The following is a 19,423-nucleotide window of genomic DNA, read 5'->3' as shown; positions in this document are numbered from 1 at the left end:
ATTTTATATTGATTCAGACCATTTTTTTAACTTATCAACACCTTCAACAATTTTAGGTGCAAAGTCATTAATAAGATCATTGTCAATTTTTTGATTCATATCAATTTTATTCATAAATTTTTGACCATCAAAATCAGTAAAACTCAATCTTGCTAACATTTTTTTTTGATCAAAACCAAAATCAGATCCAGGTAACAAAGCTACACCTGTGTCGTTCAATATACTGTCGCACATTTCAGCCGAAGAATTAAATTTCTGATTTAAAAACTCAGGCATCAAATAGAATCCACCTTGAGGTTTATTGATTAAAATTTTATTAGATTTTAGGTTTTCATAAACATAGTTACCAACTGCACTCAAAATTTTTCTAGATTTATTAATATAATGTGAATGATCATTCTTGTAAGCTTTTATTGCTGCATATTGAATAGGCGCACTAACAGCAGAAAAAGTTTCACTTGCTAACACATTTATCATATTTTTAATTTCGATTAATAAGTCTGGAACTAAAAAATAACCCAATCTCCATCCCCCAGCTCCACACCATTTGCTTAACCCAGTACTAACAATTGTTTTCTCAGGACAAAAATTGGAAATAGATTGATAATTATCCTTAAAACTTAACTCTGAATATATTTCATCAGACAAAATAATAAGATTATATTTTTTAGCAATACCTGCTATTTCCTCTAGATTTTCACAAATTTGACCTGATGGGTTGTTTGGTGAATTTAAGAATAGTAAATAATTTTTATTTTTATCCTTTAAAATAACTTCCTCAATTTCTGAAGCTGTCGGAAACCAATTGTTCTCTCTTTTTGTTTGTAAAAATTGCGTTTTATTTCTACCTAGTATTGCTTGAGGAGCATATGAAACCCAGCTAGGTGCAGGTAATATAATTTCTCCATCAAAAATTACATGTAGCAAAAACATTAATTCTTTTGAGCCAGGTCCAATAATTACGTTTTCAGATTTATAGTTATAATTTTTTTTGGTTGATGTATGTTTTGCGACTGATTCCCTTAGCTCGGATAGACCTTGCATTGGTAAATATTTATTTTGATGTGCGTTATTTTTTAACTCTTCAACTATACCCTCTGGTATCTTAAATGGTGATTGTCCAAATCCAAATTTAAATATTTTTTTACCTTGATCTTCTAATTTTCTAGATGTTTCATTAATCAACAAAGTAGATGATGGTTTTAAATTTTTAACTAAATCCTTTAACATTTAAACACTTAATTCTTTTAAATTCTTAAATTGTTCTAAAACCTTAGGGTTTGCCAAGGCTTCTTTGTTTTTAATATTATTTCCTTCTACGGTATTTTTTACAGCGAGTTCAACTATTTTACCACTTTTAGTTCTTGGAATATCACTGACTACAATTACTTTACTTGGAACATGTCTTGGAGAAGCATTTTTTCTTATTTGAGTCTTAATCTTTTTTAATAAATCTTCAGTAAGAAAAAATTTTGCATTCATGACAATAAATAAAATAATTCTAACATCATTATCCCAAGATTGTCCCACAACTATTGACTCTTTTATCTCCTTAAACTTTTCAACTTCTGAATAAATTTCAGCTGTTCCAAGCCTAACACCACCAGGATTTAGAGTTGTGTCTGATCTACCATGAATAACAAATCCTTTAGTTTTTTTTATTTCAGCAAAATCACCATGATGCCAAACATTAATAAAACGATTAAAATATGCATCTTTGAATTTATTTTCATTTTTATCATTCCAAAATTTTAAAGGCATAGACGGAAAAGGATTTTTGCAAACTAATTCACCTTTTATGTTTTTAAGAGGTTTTCCTTTGTCATTAAAAATATCAACATTCAAAGCTAATCCTTTATTTTGAATTTCCCCCATATGAACTGGTTGATACAAATTTCCTAAAACGAAACATGACACGATATCGGTTCCTCCTGAAATTGATGACAAATGAACATCTTTTTTAATATTTTGATAGACGTACTTAAATCCATCATTAGAAAGTGGTGAACCAGTTGAGCAAATTGTTTTTAATTTATTAAGTTTATATTTGTATTTTAGGGTTGGTTTAAATTTTCGTAGTGCATCAATATATTTTGCACTTACGCCTAATAATGTAATTTTTTCTTTATCAGCAATTTTTAATAATAAATCATCTTTTTCAAACATTGGAGATCCATCAAATAAAACAATTGAAGCCTTAGATGCTAAGGAGCTTATTAGCCAATTCCACATCATCCAACCACATGTTGTAAAATAAAAAACGTTATCACCTTCTTTAACATCACAATGTAATTGATGTTCTTTTTTATGTTGAATTAATACACCACCAGTTCTGTGGCAAATGCATTTTGGTTTACCAGTAGTCCCACTTGAATAAAGTATAGCAAGCTCATGTTCAAAATCAAAATTAGGGTAAATCATATCCTTAGCATTAACTTTCATCAATTTTGTCCATGAGGTTAAGTTTATCTTTTTAATTTTTTTTTTATATTTTACAAAACTTTTTCCAGGATAGTTTGCAACAACAACATTTTTTATTGAAGGAATTGCTTTTAAAATTTCCGGAAGTCTATCTATGATGTTTATTTGTTTGCCATTATAAAAATATTGATCTGATATAAATAATATTTTTGGATTAATTTGAGAAAATCTTTCAATTACACCGTTCACTCCAAAATCGGGGGAGCAAGAAGACCATATAGCACCAATCGCAGAAGTAGCAATAAAAGCTTCTACAGTTTCTATAGTATTTGGCATGTAAGCCGCAACTCTATCTTTTTGTTTAATTTTTTTGTTTTTTAAAAACTGCACTAATTTATTAGTGTTTTGATTTAATTTTTGCCAACTTCTTTCTTCTCTAAAACCGTTTTCACTAATAAAGGTTGCTGCTTTTTTTTTATCATTTTTTGCTAATAAATTATTAGCAAAATTCAATTTACTACCTGGTAAGAACAAATTTTTATAAAATTTTTTTGATTTTTTAATTTTTTTACTACTTTTTATTCCATTAATTTTAGTAAAATCCCAAAAAGAACTCCAAAATTCTGGAGAGTTTTTAATACTCCAGCTTAAAATTTTTTGAAAATCATTATTAAATTTTTTATTAAATTTTTTTGAAATATAGTTTTCAAATTTAAATAAATTTGAGTTTTTTTTCTGATTTAAAGATGCTTGCCAAAGTTTTTTGGTCATAATTTTTTTAATTTACTATTATAGAATTAATCTGAATTATGCTAATCTAAGTATAGTTTATAAGTAAAATGAGAACTTTTTACACTCCGATTCGGTCATGTTTTAGTCTATTTTTGTTCTTTAACAGTAACAATATCTGGTAGGTAAAAAAAAAAGTATACCAAAGATAGAAATGACAAAACATAAAATCACAGCTGTTCTTGGCCCCACTAATACAGGCAAAACTCATCTTGCTATTGAAACAATGCTCTCTTTCGACTCAGGTATGATTGGTTTTCCTCTTAGATTATTAGCAAGGGAAGTTTATGACAAAGTAATTAAAAAAATTAGCTTAGATAAAGTTGCTTTAATTACAGGTGAAGAAAAAATTATCCCCTCTAACGCTAAATACTTTTTATGCACTGTTGAGTCTATGCCAATTGACAAACATTTAGAATTTGTTGGTGTTGATGAAATTCAAATGTGTTCTGATCATGAAAGAGGACATATTTTTACAGAAAGACTTTTAAACATGAGGGGAGAAAAACTTACAATGCTCATGGGCTCAAGCATTATTAAAAATATAATATCAAAATTAAATGGGGATATAGAATTTATAAATAGAGATCGTTTATCAAAATTAACCTACGCAGGTCATAAAAAAATTTCAAGAATAAATAGAAAAACAGCAATAATAGCTTTTTCTGCGGAAGAAGTTTATGCAATAGCTGAATTAATTAGAAGACAAAAAGGTGGTGCCGCAATTGTTATGGGGTCTTTAAGTCCTAAGACAAGAAATGCTCAAGTAGAGCTCTATCAATCAGGTGATGTTGATTTTCTAGTAGCAACTGATGCTATTGGAATGGGTATTAATATGGATTTAGATCATGTTTATTTTTCTAATCTAAAAAAATTTGATGGAAAAAAATTAAGGAAATTAAATTTATCTGAAATAGGTCAAATTGCTGGTAGAGCTGGAAGGTATTTAAATGATGGCAACTTTGGTATTACTGGAGACTGCAAAGAGATTACAGCTGAAGATGTTGAATTATTAGAAAATCATAAGTTTGATGAAATTCGGACTTTATTTTGGAGAAATTCCTATTTAAATTTTAATAATCCTTTAAGTCTAATTAAATCACTGGAAGAAAAGCCACAAATGGATTGGTTAAGAAAAATTCATGAGTGCGAGGATGAAAAAGCTTTGAAATATTTCTTAAGAGATAAAAATTTAATTAATTTCAAGTTTGATAAAATAACACTCAATCTTCTTTGGGAATGTTGTCAAATACCAGATTTTGTTAAAAAAACTTATGGAAATCATTACGAAGTAATTGGTAATGTTTTTAGATTTTTAAGTAGTGAAAAAGGAAGAATTTCTGATGAATTTATGAGGTTACAATTAATAAAATTAGATAAATTAGAGGGAAATGTTGATTCTTTATCAAATAGAATTGCAAATGTTAGAACTTGGTCATATGTTTCTAATAAAAATAATTGGATAGAAAATCAAGACTATTGGATAGAAAAAACTAAACATTTAGAAGACAGACTTTCGGACAGACTTCATGAAGAACTTACCAAAACATTTATTGATAAAAGAGCAAGTGTTCTTGCTAGAGGTTTAAAACAAGATATGGAATTTAAAACAGAAATTTTAGAAAACAACAATGTCATGATTGATGATCATTTTATTGGGAAAATAAATGGCCTTAAATTAGAATTAGATCTAAAAAAAGGTGCACTAGAGACAGATATTAAATCGTTAAAAAAAGCTGCAAGGCAATCAATAGGTCCTGAGCTAGAAAAAAGAATTCAAACGATTATTGATACAGGTCTGATTGAACTTAATAATGATTTTAAAATTTATTGGAACAACTCTCCAATAGCTAAATTAACAACAGGTAATGATTATTTAAACCCTAATTTCGAGCTAATTGTTGATGAAACTATTGAAATAAATCAAAAACAAAAGTTGAGTGAATACATTAATAAGTGGACTCAAGGTAAAATTAATACAGTTCTCAAAAATTTAATTGATTTAAAAAACTTAAAAGAAAATAATTCATCAATAAAAGCTTTAGCTTATCAATTGTATGAAAATAATGGTGTTTTAAAAAGAGAGCAAGTTTCTGAATATCTAAAAACACTTGGACAAAATGAAAGAAAAATTTTAAGGGAACTTGGTGTAAAATTTGGAAGGTATCATGTTTTTTTATTCCAATTGATCAAACCAGAAGCTGTATCATTAAGAACATTGCTATGGAAAAATTTTCATCAAAAATATTATAATTTAAAACCACCTACTTTTGGTTTAAATTTTTTAGATGACAAAGATTCTAAAAATAAAAATTTTATGCTTCTTTGTGGATTTGAAAAATTTGACACTTTTTTTGTAAGAATAGATATTCTTGAAAGATTATTTATGTTGATAATAAACTCTTCAAACTCTAAAGAAAATAAAGAGATTAAGATCATACCAGAAATGCTCAATTTATTAGGTTGTAGCAAAGAAAACTTTAAAAAACTTTTACAGAAAATGGGATATAAAGTATTTGATAAAGATGAAAATACATTTTTCACATATAATCCTACAAAAAAAATTAGAAAAATATCAAAACAAAAAACCTCTAATGAAAACCCATTCAAAATTTTAAAAGATTTAAACCTTAGATAATCTAAATGTTTTTTAAAAAAGATAATAATAAGACAGAAGTTGATTTTTTAATCAAGATTTGTGCATTGTTAGTTCATGCAGCAAAGATAGACGAAAATTATACAGAAAATGAGGAAGAAATTATAAAAAAGACACTTTTAGAACTTGGTGCACCTCAAGAAGATTTATTAAAAATAACTAAAAATGCAAAAATTATTGAAGAAAATTCAAATCAAATTTTAGATTTTACAAAAGAGGTAAAAAATTTGTCTAACAAAGATAAAATTAAAATTGTTGAGGCTTTATGGTCAATTATTTATTCAAATAAAGATGCGGATATTTATGAAACAAATTTAATGAGACGTCTTGCTGGTCTCTTGTATATTGACAATAAAACTATGGGCGATATTAAAGATCGAATAAAAAATCAAAACTTGTAATGACATATATTGTAAACGACAAATGTATTAAGTGTAAACTAACAGACTGTGTTGATGTTTGTCCGGTTGATTGTTTTTATGAGGGAAAAAATATGCTTGTAATTAAACCGGATGAGTGTATAGATTGTGGCGTTTGCGAGCCAGAATGTCCTGTTGATGCTATAAAAGCTGATACTGAACCTGGAAGTGAAAAATGGTTAGAAATTAATAAAAAGTTTTCAGATATCTGGCCCAACATAAGTGAAAAAAAAGATCCACCAACGGATCATGAAAAATTTAAAAATGAGCAAAATAAGTACGAAAAATATTTTAAAGAAAATCTTTAAAGGTAAAACTGTGAAAAAAGTTAAAAAAAAAGTAGCTGTAAAAACACCAAAACCTAAAAAAGTTGTTAAAGTAAAAACTAAAGTAAAAAAAACCAAAAAAGTAATAACAAAAAAAACTAAAGTTATTACAAAGAAGATTCCTACGAAATCAATCAAAGTTAAAAAAGTAACTGAAAAAAAAGAAGAACCAAAAACAGATAATTTAAGAATTTCAAAGAGTAATGAAATTAAACCTGAAATTAAAAAAGTAAAAAAACAAGAAACTGAGAAAAGAGAATATAAAATTAAAGACCACGTTGTTTATCCTAAGCACGGTGTTGGTCAAATTACTGAATTTAAAAAAATTAACATAGGAGGAATTGATGTTGAAACCTATGTTATAAAATTTGAAAAAGATAAAGCTAATGGTATGGTTCCTGTCAATAAGCAATCACATCTTAGACCATTGGCAACAATTAATCAGGTAAATAAATGTATATCTATTTTAAAAAGTAAACCAAAAATTAAAAGATCTATGTGGAGCAGAAGAGCTCAAGAATATGAAGCTAAAATTTCATCTGGTAAAATTTATGAATTAGCAGAGGTTGTAAGAGATTTAAACAAAGGTGATGACCTAATGGTTGATCAATCTTATAGTGAAAGACAATTATTTGAAAAAGCTTATGAGAGAATTTTATCTGAGTTTCAAATTGTGCTTAACGTCTCACTAGAAGACACTCAAAAAAAATTAGATAAAGCTTTAAAGAGAAATTTAACTCCTCAAGCTACGACACCAGTATCAACAACTCCTAAAACTTCTACATCTGAATTACCAGTAGAAGAGCCAATTACAGAAAACGAAGATCCTTTGGACGAATAAAAAAAACGCCTCTCACACAAATTGTAATGAGAAGCGTTTTTAATAAAGATTAGATAATTACTATCTTTTTCTTTTCTTAGCTTTTTTAGCCTTTTTTGCTTTTTTCTTAGTTTTCTTCTTTGCTGCTTTTCTTTTAGTTTTTTTAGCAGCTTTTTTTCTCTTCTTAGGCATCTTTAGCTCCCTGTTTAAGTTAAACGAATCAAATTGATTCGCTATTACTATATTTTTATTTTTTTATACAAGTTATGTCAATTCTTTAATTAAAACTTAAATTTAAAAAAAAATAATTTTGTTTTTATTTTTTTTTTAAATTTTATTTAATTAATTTAGTTAATGTTTATGCGGATAATATACAGTTTATGAATTATGATTTAATAAAGTTTTTCTAATTGGTCTTTATATTTTTCTGTAACTTTTTTTCTTTTTACTTTCATTGTTGGTGTCATTAAACCGTTTTCAATAGAAAAATTTTCATCTATCAATTGAATTTTTTTTATTTTTTCTAATAAAGTTAATTTTTTATTTATTTTTTCAATTACAATTTTTATTTTCTCTTTTTCTTTTACAAAGTCTTTACTGGGCACTATTAGAGCAACTAAATAATTTTTTTTATCTCCATAAACCATGCATTGATCAATTTCTGTTTCATTTGTGATCAAATTTTCAATTTTAGCTGGTGAAATATTATCTCCTCCTGCATTTACGATAATATCTTTTTTTCTATCTGTAATTTTTAAATAACCATCCTCTTGGTCAATTTCTCCTATGTCACCTGTATAAAGCCACCCATCAATAATTACTTTGTCTGTTTCTTCTTTTTTATTCCAATATCCCAACATTACATTTTCACCTTTAACTAAAATTTCTCCATCATCAGCTATTTTAACCTCGTTTCCTTTAAAGGGAGGACCAACAGTTTCAACTTTAATCTTGTGTATAGGATTACAGCTTACTACTGGTGATGTTTCTGTTAAACCATAACCTTGAAGCGTGGGTAGCCCTACAGAATTCAAAAATTCCCCTATCTCTCTATCCAGAGCACCTCCACCAGAAACAAAGGCTTTTAGGTTTCCACCAAACTGCTTTTTTATTTTTTTTCTAACTAATATTTCAACTATTAAATCTACTAATTTTTCATAAAAAGTCATTTTTTGATTTAATAATTTTTTATTACCAAGTCGAAGAGTTGCATTAATTAACTTTGCTTTAAAACCTGTTTGTTTTTTTAAATTATTATTAATTTTGTTATAAAGATTTTGATAAAATCTTGGAACAGCGGTCATAATTGTAGGTTTTGATTCTGACATATTTTCTAAAAGTTTTTCTATTCTATCAGCATAAAAAACCTTTGCGCCTACAGCGATCTGAGCAAATTGTACGCAGTGTTCATAAGAATGAGAAAGAGGCAGCCAAGTTAAAAACACTGGCCTTGAATTAAATAATGGCCTCATAATTTCACAAGCTCCTACAAGATTGTTTAAAATACCACCATGACTTAAGATTACACCTTTTGGATTTCCTCCAGTTCCTGAAGTATAAATTATACAAGCAGGTGAAGTTCTTTTTAATTTGTTATTTTTAATTTTATCTTCTTCTAATAAATTATTTTTTAATATTGTACCAAAATCTAAATATTGTTCTTTATTAGTTAAATTTAAATTACTAATGACTTTATTGACTTCATCTAATGTAATAACTTTTTTAATATAATCTTTTTTATTAATAGTGTTACTTAATTTCGTTAACATTTCATTGTTTGAAACTATTACTAAACTTGGCTCACAATCTTCAATTAAATACTTGTAATCCTCCTCTGTATAAGTTGTATATGCTGGAACTGTAATTCCACCAGATAACATAATAGCCAAGTCAGAAATGAACCATTCAGGTCTATTCTCAGATACTAATAGACATCTATCACCCTTTTTTATATTTTGTTTTATCACTTTAGATAATTTAAAAATATTTTGTCGAGTCTCTTCCCATGTATATGTTTTTTTATTATTTGGGTTTAACCACTGTAAAAAAATACTTTCTTTATTTTGTTTATCTACTTGATAAAAAAATAATTCAACTAAACTGTTTAATTTATCTAAATCCATAATCTTTTGGTGGGCGAAGAGAGAATCGAACTCTCACTTCTTGCGAAACACGATTTTGAGTCGTGCGCGTCTACCAGTTCCGCCATTCGCCCTTCTATTATTAATTAATTAATATTTTAAATAGTATAAGAACTCAAATTATAATAAAACCAAAAAATGTTTAAAACTCTTTACAAAAAATGTTTAAACTTAGCTGCACATAAAAGTTCTAATTTTTTCTTAGGCGTTGTATCATTTGTAGAAAGTTCTTTTTTTCCTATACCACCTGATGTCATGATTATCCCTATGGTTATAGCTAAAAAGAAAAATTACTTAAAAATCTTTTTAATAGCTTCAATATTTTCAGTCTTGGGAGGTATTTTTGGCTATATGATTGGTGCTATTTTTTTAGATACAGCAATGAATATAATTGAGTTTTATGGGTATGAAAAAAAGGTAGTCAGTATAAAAAATAATTTGTCTCAAGGTGAGGGTTTTTTTGCTTGGTTGAGTATTCTTTTTTTAGCTGGCTTTACTCCTCTACCATATAAAGCATTCACTATCGCAAGTGGATTGATTGGTTTTAACATATTAGTCTTTATGATAGTAAGTTTGATCTCAAGAAGTCTAAGATTCTTCCTTATTTCATATTTATCTTATAAATTTGGTGATTTATTTTCAGAATTTATGGAAAAACATGGGTCCAAATGGTTTACCATTTTGGGTTTGTTGATAATTTTAATATTTTTTATCATACTTATAATTTTAAAATTTAATGCTTAATCTAAATAAAAAAAAATTTCTTTTACTTACGTTTTTAATAAGTTTATTTGCGTTAATTTCTGCTTACTTCATTGAGTATATTTTAGGTTATCAACCATGTAATCTATGTTTGATTGAAAGAATACCTTATGTGATAGCTTTAATTATAATTACAATTAACTTCAAGTTTAATCATTTAGAAAGGTATTTAATACTTTTGTTGGTCTTTGTTTTTTTGACTAGCACGTTAATATCTTTATATCATTTGGGAATTGAGCAAGGTTTTATTAAAGAATCTCTTGTCTGTGATCTTAAAAATAGTTCTAAAATCTTATCTAAAGAAGAAATATTACAGCAATTACAGCAAAAAATAGTCAGCTGCAAAGATGTAACATTTAAAATTTTAGGTTTTTCACTTACAACACTAAATATAATTATATCTTTATTAATAACAATAGTTTTTACTAAAATATATTTTTCGTATGACAAAAATTAATAAGAAAAAAATAGAAGAGTTTATAAGAGTGGATCACGCTGGTGAACGTGGAGCTATAAAAATATATGAAGGCCAATTACTAGCTCTTAATACTTTTATAAAAGATGATGATTTAAAAAAGACAATTGAAGAAATGAAGAAACATGAAAAAGAACATTGCGATTACTTCGAAAATGAAATTAAAAAAAGAAATATTAACCCAACTAAACTATTGCCTCTTTGGGATTTAATGGGTGTAGGGTTAGGTTTTGGTTCGACAATATTAGGAAAAAAAGCAGCAATGCTTTGTACAGCTTCTGTTGAAGAAGTAATAGATAAACATTATTTAGATCAAATTAAACAACTAGGTAATGATGAAAAAAACCTTAAGAAAAAAATAGTAAAATTTAGAGAAGATGAACTAAATCACAAAGATATAGCCTATGAAAAAGGGGCAACTAAGAAAGGTATTTATTCAATACTAGATAAAGTTATTAAAACAGGATCAAAAATCGCAATAAATATTTCTGAAAAGATTTAGGACTCTAGTTCCACATCCCAATATAGATAATCCATCCAACTTTTATGTAAAAAGTTAGGAGGAAAGTTTTTACCATTTTTGTGTAAATCTTCCGTTGATGGTCGATAAGGACTTTGATTTAATTGCATATCTGAGTATTTTAGTAATTTTCCACCCTTCTTAACATTGCATGATGAACAAGCTGTAACAACGTTGTCCCAATTGGTTTCACCACCCTTAGATCTTGGCAGAAGATGATCAAAAGTAAGTTCTTCATTACTTCCACAATATTGACAAGAAAACTTATCTCTTAAAAAAACATTAAACCTTGTAAAGCTTGGCTTTGTTTGTGGCACAATATAATCTTTTAAAGCAATAACACTAGGTAATTGCATGCTAAATGAAGGGCTTCTTATTGTCCTGTCATAATTACTAACAATAATAACTCTATCAAGAAAAACTGACTTTACAGTATCTTGCCAAGACCATAAAGATAAAGGATAATAGCTTAGTGGTCTATAATCAGCATTAAGAACTAATGCTGGACACTTTTGTAATGATACATTTTGCTCAAAAAAATCATTCATAACTCAATGTTAACTCAGTTAAAGAATTTTTTCAATAATAAGAAAGATTATATTTTTTTTAAAATATAATTAAGTGCTGTACTTGAAGCTTTCAGAGGAATATGATGATCACAATCTTTAATTAGTAGTGTCTCAACCTCAACACTATTTCTAATTAAAAAATCTTTTGCCTCTAATAAATGTATTGAAGGCACAACCTGATCAACATCACCATGTATTAATAATGTGTCTGTGGAATTATTAATTCTTTCTTTTAAATTATCCTGATTAATAATTTTTCCCGAAAAACCAACTATACATAAAAATTTTTCTCTAGAAGTGAGACCAACGTTTAATGACATCATGCATCCCTGACTAAATCCAGATAAGCAAATTTGATTATGTGTTAAATTAAATTCTTTTTTAATTTCTTCAATAAAATTTTTAATCTTATTTTCAGCTATAATTGATTGATCTAATATGTAACTAGGATCCTCCTTAGTTAAATCAAACCATTGATAACCTGTAGGATTTACAACACATTTCTCGTGCCCATTTGGACATATAAAAACAGTATTGGGCATATGTCTCTTCCAGTTTAAAGACAGCATACTAATATCTTTTCCATCTCCTCCATATCCATGGAGTAAAATCACTGCATTTTTTATCTCGAGTCCATTTTCTGGTCTAATTATTATTGAGTCTAGGCAAAATGTCATAGTTAACTAATTATGTTTTTTATTTTTAAAAACACTCTACAATAATTAAATGATTTCAGGAATATTTGTTAAAATATTATCAATAGTACTTTTGATATTGGTTGCCGTAGTACTAATTCTAGGAATTGGAACTCTTTTTAAAGGTGGGGAAACTAGCAAAAAATATTCAAATAAATTAATGCAAATGAGAGTTCTGCTTCAATTTATAGCTATACTAGTTCTTGTCAGCTTTGCATATTTTTTTAAAAATTAATTATAAGTCTTAAGCCAACTAATAAATTTTTTATCGTCGAAATCAATTGAACCAATTATTCTCGCAAATTCTTCACCGTTTTTATTAATTAAAATTGATGTTGGAACTCCACGTAATGAAAATTTTTTAGCAAGTGTTATTGGTGGATCAAAATATGGTTCAAAATTTTTTATATTAAAATCCTCAAAAAACTTATTAACTTTTATTTTATTTTCTTTTCCAATATTTATTGGAAAAACTTTTAAATTAACTAGCTCTGAATTAACTTGTAATCTATCTAATGATGGCATCTCTTCTTTACATGGCTCACACCAGGTTGCCCAAAAATTTAATATAATTAAATTTCCATCAAAATTTGAAATGTTAATTTCGTGATCTTTTTTATCTAAAAAAATAACATTATTATGAGTTTTTACGTCTTTATGAATAACTATATTTTTTATCTCAGATACATCATTAGCAAAGACATTTGTAACCAAAAAAGTAAATAATATTAAAAATCTCATGGTAAATAGGTATAATTAAATATCATGGTAAAAAATAAAAACAACCAAGCAATATGGAACACTCGTATTAAAAAGAGTGCCTCTTCTTTATTTCAAAAAGTTGGTAATTCAATAGACATTGATAAGCGACTTTACAAAGAAGATATCCAAGGATCTATTGCTCATGTGGAAATGTTATTTAAACAAAAAATAATTTCTTTTAAAATTAAAAACAAAATTATCTACGGTCTAAACAAAATAGAAAAAGAAATATCAAATAAAAAATTTGAATTTAATAAAAAATATGAAGATATTCATATGAATATTGAAAAAAGACTATTTCAAATAATTGGTGAAGAAGCAGGATATGTTCACACTGCAAGATCAAGAAATGATCAAGTAATTACAGATCTTAAAATTTGGATAAGATTTTCAACAAAAGAGATTAATGTTTTAATAGATAAAATTATTAACAGCACGTTAAAACTAGCTGAAAAAAATGTAGACACTATTATGCCTGGCTTCACACATCTTAAAAATGCTCAAGCAGTTTCTTTTGCTCATTATTTAATGGCTTATGTTGAAATGTTTAATAGAGATAAAAAAAGATTTATTAATAATTTGGATAGTTTAGATGAAAATCCTTTAGGCGTTGCTGCTTTAACGGGAACGTCTTTTAATATTGATAGAAATTATACAACTAAAAAACTTGGTTTTAAAAGAGCTACTAATAATTCAATTGATACTGTTTCAGATAGAGATTTTGTTTTAGATTTTTTATATAGTGTATCTGTATGTTCCATGCATATTTCAAGAATTGCTGAGGAACTTATTATTTGGAGCTCTGATGGTTTTAATCTAATAAATTTGTCTGATAAAGTGGTTACTGGTTCATCCATAATGCCTCAAAAGAAAAACCCAGATCTTTTAGAATACTTGCGAGGAAAGACCGGAGGCACCTATGGAAATTTATTTTCTATGCTAACAATTTTGAAAGGGTTGCCACTTTCATATTTTAAAGACCTTCAAGATGATAAAGAAATTATTTTTAAATCAAATGATACTCTTGTCAATTGTCTTAAAATATTTGATGAAATTCTCAAAAATTCTAAGCCTAATAAGAAAAAAATGTTAAAACTTGCAAATTCTGGATTTATTACGGCAACAGACCTAGCTGATCATCTTGTAAAAAATCACTCAATGTCTTTTAGACAAGCTTATCAAAAAACTGCAGCTATTGTTAATTTGGCAGAGAAGAAAAATAAAAATCTTAACGAATTTACCCTAGAAGAATTAAAGAAAATTGTACCAAAATTAACAAATGATGTTCTAAAAGTGTTTGATTTGAGGAATTCTATAAATTCTAAAAAATCATATGGCGGAACATCTTTTGATAATATTAAAAAAATGATAATCAAATATAAAAAACGAAAATGATAAAAAAAATTTTTCTAACATTAATATTATGCTGCATTATTATTGCCTGTGGTAAAAAAGGAGACCCTGAATATAAAGATCCAGATCAAAAAGCTAGATTACAAAGTACCCTTATAAATAATGCTTAATGAAATATATAAATAAAAAACTTACAATTGAGAGAGTTAGTGTACAAAATATTGCAAACAAATATGGTACACCAACTTATTGTTACTCCTATAAAAAGCTAAATAATAATATTAATAATTTTAAAAAAAGCTTTAGATCTTTTGCTCCTTTAATATGTTTTGCTGTTAAATCTAACACTAATGTAGATTTAATTAGAGAGATAAAAAAATTTGGCCTTGGAGCAGACGTAGTATCAATAGGTGAACTAATGATGGCGCTTAAAGCAGGTATAAGTCCAAAAAAAATTGTCTTTTCAGGAGTTGGAAAAACTTCAAATGAAATTAGTTATGCTATTGATAAAAAAATATTATTAATAAATGCTGAGTCTAAAAGTGAAATTATAGAAATTCATAGAATTGCAAAATTAAAAAAGAAGGGGGTACAAATTGGTATTAGATTAAACCCTAATACAGACGCAAAAACTTTGAGCCAAATTTCAACTGGAAAAAAAGAAAATAAATTTGGTGTTAATGAAAAAACATTTTTTGAGCTTATCAATTATTGCAAAAATTCAAATTATTTAGAACTGAAATGTCTAAGTGTCCATATAGGAAGTCAAATTTTAGATCACAAACCCTATGAAAAAATGCTCAATGTAATTGATAGAATTATTAAAAAAACAAATTATCAGTTTGAATTTATTGATTTAGGTGGGGGTATGGGTATTTCGTATAATGATAATGATAAAAAACTTGATTATAAAAAATATAATCTTGCTATTAAAAAATTCTTAAAAAACCACAAATCAAAAATAATATTCGAACCTGGCAGGTCTATTGTGGGTAACACAGGGACACTTATTTCAAAAATAATATATATAAAAAAAAGTGAAAGAAAAAATTTTATAATTCTTGATGCTGCAATGAATGATTTATTAAGACCTGCTTTATATGGTACAACCCATAAAATGCTACCTTCAATAAAAACTAACAAGAAATCTAAAAAAGTTTATGAGTTTGTTGGTCCAATTTGTGAAAGTACTGATAAATTTACAACGTTAAAAAACTTCCAAGAACTAAAAGAAAAAGACTTAGTTGCTATGTGCGATGTTGGTGCATACGGAATGTCATTGAGTTCAAATTATAATGTTAGGCCCAAACCTGTAGAATTATTAATCAAAGGTTCAAAAATAAAGATTATAAGAAAAAGACAAAAGCATAAAGATTTAATGTAGCTTTTGATAATAATGATTAGAAACTTTATATTTTCAATTTTCTTTTTTTCTGGAATAGTAATTATTTCATTAATTTTTTTACCTGCATTTTTTTTACCTCAAAAGGTTGTTCTTATTGGTGGAAAGTTAATGGGCTATTGGACAAGCTTTTGTCTTAAGTTTTTTTTATCAACAAAAATCATAATCAAAGGAAAAGAAAATATCATTAATAATGAAAAATTTTTTATAGCCGCATCGCATCAATCAATGTTTGAAACGTTTTTTCTACAAACAATTTTTAACTCACCTGTATTTATTCTCAAAAAAGAATTACTTGTGATACCTATATTTGGTTGGTACTTAAAAAAAATTGGATCTATTTCAATAAAGAGAAATAAAGTTACCAAAGACAATTTAAGTTTCTTTGACGATATTTCAGAGATTATAAATAAGTCAAAGAGACCCCTTATAATCTTTCCTCAAGGAACAAGAGTTTTACCAAATGAAAGACCACCATTTAAAAAAGGTGCTTCAAGAATTTATGAAGAATTAAAAATAAACTGTCAACCAGTTGCTATCAACTCTGGATATGTTTGGCCCAAAAGAGGACTAAAACATAGTCACAAAACTATTACTATTTCAATTTTAAAACCTATTGTTGCTGGGTATTCAAAACAAGAGTTTATTAAAATTTTAGAGAATAATATTTATTCTGAACTTAACTTTTTAGACTAGCCTTTCATTGGCATAACAACAAATATACTATCAAAATCTCCTGGGTCTTTTATTAAAGCTGGGGAACCCGTATCGTTAAAAAATATCTCAACTTTTTCTCCATCTAATTGAGATGCAACATCAATTAAATATCTTGAATTAAAACTTATTTCTAAATCATGATCAAATTTTACATTTAAAGTTTCTTTACCATCACCACTGTTAGTATTATTAACAGAAAGATCTAAAGTATCTTTTGATAAGTTAAATTTTACTCCATCTTTTTTATCTAGTGATACTGATGCAACTCTATCAACAGAGTTTAAAAATAATTTTAAATCAATCTCTAATTTTTTTTGATTATTTTTTGGTATTACCTGTATGTAATTTGGAAACTTTCCATCAATAAGTTTTGAAATCAATACACTGTTATTTAACTCAAATTTTATTTTAGATTTAATATTAGAGATTTTTACATCTCCATCATAACTATCTAGTAAAGAACATAGTTGAAAAATAGTTTTCTTTGGTAATATAATTGGTTCAAAGTCAATTTTTTGATCTAGTCTAATTTTTGAAATAGACATTCTATGACTGTCAGTTGCTGCAGCTGTTAAGTAATTCTTATCTTCTACTTCAGTTTGATGTAAATAAATTCCACTTAGATAATGTCTTGTCTCGTCATTCGAAACAGAAAATTTACATTTATTTAATAATTTTAAAAGTTGTTTTGATTTAATAACAAACTCATTTTGATTAAAATTCTCATCTGTTAACGGAAACTCAGTCGCGCTAATACAATTCAAATTAAAGATAGATTTTTCAGACTCAACCTGTAGCTTGCTTATATCAGTTAAAGAAAGATTTATTTTTTTTCCTGAAGAAAATTTTCTTATAATATCATACATGATAGAAGAGGTTGTCGTGGTCTTACCTTCCTGTAAAATCTCAACATTATTTAACTGATGTATAAATATTAAATCTAAATCTGTAGCTGTTATTGTTAGATTTGAGTTACTCACATCTAATAAAATATTAGACAAAATTGGAAGAGTACTACGTTTTTCAATTACACCCTGACAATAATTTAATGCTTGCTGTAGATCTTGTTGATTAACGTTAAATTTCATTTTCTTTGTTATTATATAGTATCTGATTCTTTAACTTGCTAATATTTTCAACCATCTCTGGGTCTTTTTCTTTAATTTTTTCAATAGTTTTTACTGAATGAATTATTGTCGTATGATCTCTATTAGAAAACTCTCTTCCTATTTCAGGCAAAGATTTAGAAGTTAAAATTTTAGTGAGATATATAGCTGTCTGTCTTGGTCTTACAAGATATCTTGATCTTCTAGATGATAACATTTCATTTTTGCTAATCTTAAAAAATTTACAGACAGTTGTTTGTATTAAATCAATTGTTACTTTATTTTCTGCTAAATTTAACAAATCTTTTAACACAACTTTTGTTTCGGCTAAATTTGGTACTTTGTTGTAAATTCTTGAAAATGAGACAACTCTATTTATGGCACCAACTAACTCTCTTACACTTGCGGTGATTTCATTGCTTATAAAATCTTGTATTTCTTTAGAAACCTTTATTTGATCTGCATAAAGATTATTTAATTCCTCAGTTTTGTTTTCAACAATTTTTTTTCTAAGTTCATTATCTGGTTTTTGAATATCGACAACTAAACCACCTGAAAACCTAGATTTAATTCTTTCTTGAATTCTTGATAATTTATTTGGTGATCTATCAGCTGAAACAATTATTTGAGAACCTTTATCCAACAATGCATTAAAAGTATGAAAAAATTCTTCCTGCATTGCTTCTTTACCACTTATGAATTGAATATCATCTATCAATAAAATATCTGTATTCCTAAAGTATTCCTTAAACTTTACCATATCATTCGACTTAATTGATTTTACAAACTGATACATAAAACGCTCAGCTGATATAAACATTACTTTGTTATTTTTTTTTAATTCAAGACCGATAGAATTTAAAAGATGTGTTTTACCCATTCCAACGCCACCATAAATATATAAAGGGTTATAATGCGATATATTTTCTGAAACTTTTAAAGATGCTTCGTAAGCAAGTTTATTACTTGAGCCTGTTATAAAATTATCAAATCGTTTATTTGGATCTATTCGATTATATTGAAGGTAAGAGTCTTCTATAAAAGAAATATTTTCACTTCTGACTAAAGGTTTTTGAGTGATTTCATTTTTCTGTAATCTTGAATCTTGATCAACTATATTAAATTCAATTCTAATTATATCTTTCTTATGAACTTTAATAATCTGTAAAATTTGATCTAAATATCGTGAGGTTATCCAATCTCTAATGAATCTTGTTGATACTGATAATAATATGTAATTATTAAATTCATCTACAAAAGAAATTTTTTTAAGCCAGCTTTCAAAGATTTCTGGTCCCAACTTATCTTTCATTTGAGCCTGAACTAATTTCCAATCAAAATTTTCAGTTTTAAAATTGTTTAAATTTTTTGTATTTGTAGATTTATTCATAACTTCTAGGAAAATCTCAGTTAGAACTAATATAAAATTTTTGCAACAAATTATTATATAAAATTAAAAAAAAATAAAATCTATGATTGTAGATTTAAAT

20 protein-coding genes and 1 tRNA gene are annotated in these 19,423 nt (G+C 26.8%); 12 read left to right on the top strand and 9 right to left on the bottom strand.

Going from position 1 to position 19,423, the window contains the following annotated elements:
• Positions 1 to 3 precede the first annotated feature (3 nt).
• On the bottom strand, positions 4 to 1,230 hold the full coding sequence (locus tag ACIJYI_RS00105; RefSeq protein ID WP_435114107.1) for a pyridoxal phosphate-dependent aminotransferase: 1,227 nt from the start codon (positions 1,228 to 1,230) through the stop codon (positions 4 to 6).
• Positions 1,231 to 3,192 carry an acetoacetate--CoA ligase gene (locus ACIJYI_RS00100; RefSeq protein ID WP_435114106.1) on the bottom strand — a complete coding sequence of 654 codons (1,962 nt, stop codon included), beginning with the start codon at positions 3,190 to 3,192 and terminating at the stop codon, positions 1,231 to 1,233.
• 172 nt (positions 3,193 to 3,364) lie between these two features.
• Here ACIJYI_RS00100 and ACIJYI_RS00095 point away from each other — a divergent pair, with 172 nt between their 5' ends.
• Genes ACIJYI_RS00095 through ACIJYI_RS00080 form a run of 4 tightly spaced genes read left to right on the top strand, consistent with a single transcriptional unit; the run spans position 3,365 to position 7,452 of the window.
• The gene (locus ACIJYI_RS00095) at positions 3,365 to 5,848 is read left to right on the top strand and encodes a helicase-related protein (protein WP_435114105.1); all 2,484 of its coding nucleotides are present in this window, start codon (positions 3,365 to 3,367) and stop codon (positions 5,846 to 5,848) included.
• 5 nt (positions 5,849 to 5,853) lie between these two features.
• Positions 5,854 to 6,267 carry a TerB family tellurite resistance protein gene (locus ACIJYI_RS00090; RefSeq protein ID WP_435114104.1) on the top strand — a complete coding sequence of 138 codons (414 nt, stop codon included), beginning with the start codon at positions 5,854 to 5,856 and terminating at the stop codon, positions 6,265 to 6,267.
• Positions 6,267 to 6,593 carry a ferredoxin FdxA gene (fdxA, locus tag ACIJYI_RS00085; protein ID WP_435114103.1) on the top strand — a complete coding sequence of 109 codons (327 nt, stop codon included), beginning with the start codon at positions 6,267 to 6,269 and terminating at the stop codon, positions 6,591 to 6,593. The genes ACIJYI_RS00090 and fdxA overlap by 1 nt, the downstream gene beginning before the upstream one ends.
• A complete protein-coding gene (locus tag ACIJYI_RS00080) occupies positions 6,535 to 7,452 on the top strand; it encodes a CarD family transcriptional regulator (RefSeq protein ID WP_435114102.1) in 918 nt (305 codons plus the stop codon). The genes fdxA and ACIJYI_RS00080 overlap by 59 nt, the downstream gene beginning before the upstream one ends.
• 371 nt (positions 7,453 to 7,823) lie before the next feature.
• Here ACIJYI_RS00080 and ACIJYI_RS00075 read toward each other — a convergent pair whose 3' ends face one another.
• Complete coding sequence (locus ACIJYI_RS00075) at positions 7,824 to 9,554, bottom strand: AMP-dependent synthetase/ligase (RefSeq protein WP_435114101.1); 1,731 nt, start codon at positions 9,552 to 9,554, stop codon at positions 7,824 to 7,826.
• A gap of 7 nt (positions 9,555 to 9,561) precedes the next feature.
• Positions 9,562 to 9,646: transfer RNA gene (locus ACIJYI_RS00070), tRNA-Leu, on the bottom strand.
• Between the two features lie 64 nt (positions 9,647 to 9,710).
• On the opposite strand from ACIJYI_RS00070, the gene ACIJYI_RS00065 reads away from it, so the two are divergent.
• The 3 genes from ACIJYI_RS00065 to ACIJYI_RS00055 are packed head-to-tail and all read left to right on the top strand — an operon-like array spanning position 9,711 to position 11,311.
• Positions 9,711 to 10,316, top strand: coding sequence for a YqaA family protein (locus tag ACIJYI_RS00065; RefSeq protein ID WP_435114100.1), 606 nt, complete (start codon positions 9,711 to 9,713; stop codon positions 10,314 to 10,316).
• Entirely contained in the window at positions 10,309 to 10,791 is a 483-nt protein-coding gene (locus tag ACIJYI_RS00060) for a disulfide bond formation protein B (RefSeq protein ID WP_435114099.1), read from the top strand. Before ACIJYI_RS00065 ends, ACIJYI_RS00060 begins: the two co-directional genes overlap by 8 nt.
• Positions 10,778 to 11,311: a demethoxyubiquinone hydroxylase family protein gene (locus tag ACIJYI_RS00055; RefSeq protein WP_435114098.1), complete on the top strand. Its 534-nt coding sequence runs from the start codon at positions 10,778 to 10,780 to the stop codon at positions 11,309 to 11,311. Before ACIJYI_RS00060 ends, ACIJYI_RS00055 begins: the two co-directional genes overlap by 14 nt.
• Here ACIJYI_RS00055 and ACIJYI_RS00050 read toward each other — a convergent pair.
• Together ACIJYI_RS00050 and ACIJYI_RS00045 are read right to left on the bottom strand one after the other, a co-directional pair.
• On the bottom strand, positions 11,308 to 11,877 hold the full coding sequence (locus tag ACIJYI_RS00050) for an HNH endonuclease (RefSeq protein ID WP_435090320.1): 570 nt from the start codon (positions 11,875 to 11,877) through the stop codon (positions 11,308 to 11,310). The genes ACIJYI_RS00055 and ACIJYI_RS00050 overlap by 4 nt on opposite strands.
• Positions 11,878 to 11,924: 47 nt before the next feature.
• Entirely contained in the window at positions 11,925 to 12,575 is a 651-nt protein-coding gene (locus ACIJYI_RS00045; RefSeq protein ID WP_435090319.1) for an alpha/beta hydrolase, read from the bottom strand.
• Positions 12,576 to 12,624: 49 nt separating this feature from the next.
• Here ACIJYI_RS00045 and ACIJYI_RS00040 point away from each other — a divergent pair, with 49 nt between their 5' ends.
• A complete protein-coding gene (locus ACIJYI_RS00040) occupies positions 12,625 to 12,828 on the top strand; it encodes a twin transmembrane helix small protein (RefSeq protein ID WP_435114097.1) in 204 nt (67 codons plus the stop codon).
• Here the strand turns inward: ACIJYI_RS00040 and ACIJYI_RS00035 are convergent.
• Positions 12,825 to 13,334, bottom strand: coding sequence for a TlpA family protein disulfide reductase (locus ACIJYI_RS00035; RefSeq protein ID WP_435090316.1), 510 nt, complete (start codon positions 13,332 to 13,334; stop codon positions 12,825 to 12,827). The two genes, ACIJYI_RS00040 and ACIJYI_RS00035, sit on opposite strands and share 4 nt — an antisense overlap.
• Before the next feature lie 24 nt (positions 13,335 to 13,358).
• Between ACIJYI_RS00035 and argH the strand changes: the two genes are divergently transcribed.
• Genes argH through ACIJYI_RS00015 form a run of 4 tightly spaced genes read left to right on the top strand, consistent with a single transcriptional unit; the run spans position 13,359 to position 16,806 of the window.
• Positions 13,359 to 14,750 carry an argininosuccinate lyase gene (gene argH / locus ACIJYI_RS00030; RefSeq protein ID WP_435114096.1) on the top strand — a complete coding sequence of 464 codons (1,392 nt, stop codon included), beginning with the start codon at positions 13,359 to 13,361 and terminating at the stop codon, positions 14,748 to 14,750.
• Positions 14,747 to 14,878: a hypothetical protein gene (locus tag ACIJYI_RS00025; protein ID WP_435114095.1), complete on the top strand. Its 132-nt coding sequence runs from the start codon at positions 14,747 to 14,749 to the stop codon at positions 14,876 to 14,878. The genes argH and ACIJYI_RS00025 overlap by 4 nt, the downstream gene beginning before the upstream one ends.
• Entirely contained in the window at positions 14,878 to 16,092 is a 1,215-nt protein-coding gene (lysA, locus tag ACIJYI_RS00020; protein ID WP_435114094.1) for a diaminopimelate decarboxylase, read from the top strand. The genes ACIJYI_RS00025 and lysA overlap by 1 nt, the downstream gene beginning before the upstream one ends.
• A 12-nt stretch (positions 16,093 to 16,104) precedes the next feature.
• On the top strand, positions 16,105 to 16,806 hold the full coding sequence (locus ACIJYI_RS00015) for a lysophospholipid acyltransferase family protein (protein ID WP_435114093.1): 702 nt from the start codon (positions 16,105 to 16,107) through the stop codon (positions 16,804 to 16,806).
• On the opposite strand, the gene dnaN is transcribed toward ACIJYI_RS00015, so the two are convergent.
• Together dnaN and dnaA are read right to left on the bottom strand one after the other, a co-directional pair.
• The gene (gene dnaN, locus ACIJYI_RS00010) at positions 16,803 to 17,915 is read right to left on the bottom strand and encodes a DNA polymerase III subunit beta (protein ID WP_435114092.1); all 1,113 of its coding nucleotides are present in this window, start codon (positions 17,913 to 17,915) and stop codon (positions 16,803 to 16,805) included. The genes ACIJYI_RS00015 and dnaN overlap by 4 nt on opposite strands.
• A complete protein-coding gene (dnaA, locus tag ACIJYI_RS00005; protein ID WP_435114091.1) occupies positions 17,905 to 19,323 on the bottom strand; it encodes a chromosomal replication initiator protein DnaA in 1,419 nt (472 codons plus the stop codon). Before dnaA ends, dnaN begins: the two co-directional genes overlap by 11 nt.
• Positions 19,324 to 19,423: the final 100 nt, after the last annotated feature.

The organism is Candidatus Pelagibacter bacterium nBUS_36, from assembly GCF_051201215.1.
Taxonomy (GTDB): Bacteria; Pseudomonadota; Alphaproteobacteria; order Pelagibacterales; family Pelagibacteraceae; genus Pelagibacter.
Note: the sequence above shows the minus strand (reverse complement) of the source record. Positions and strands in the feature narration are given on the sequence as shown.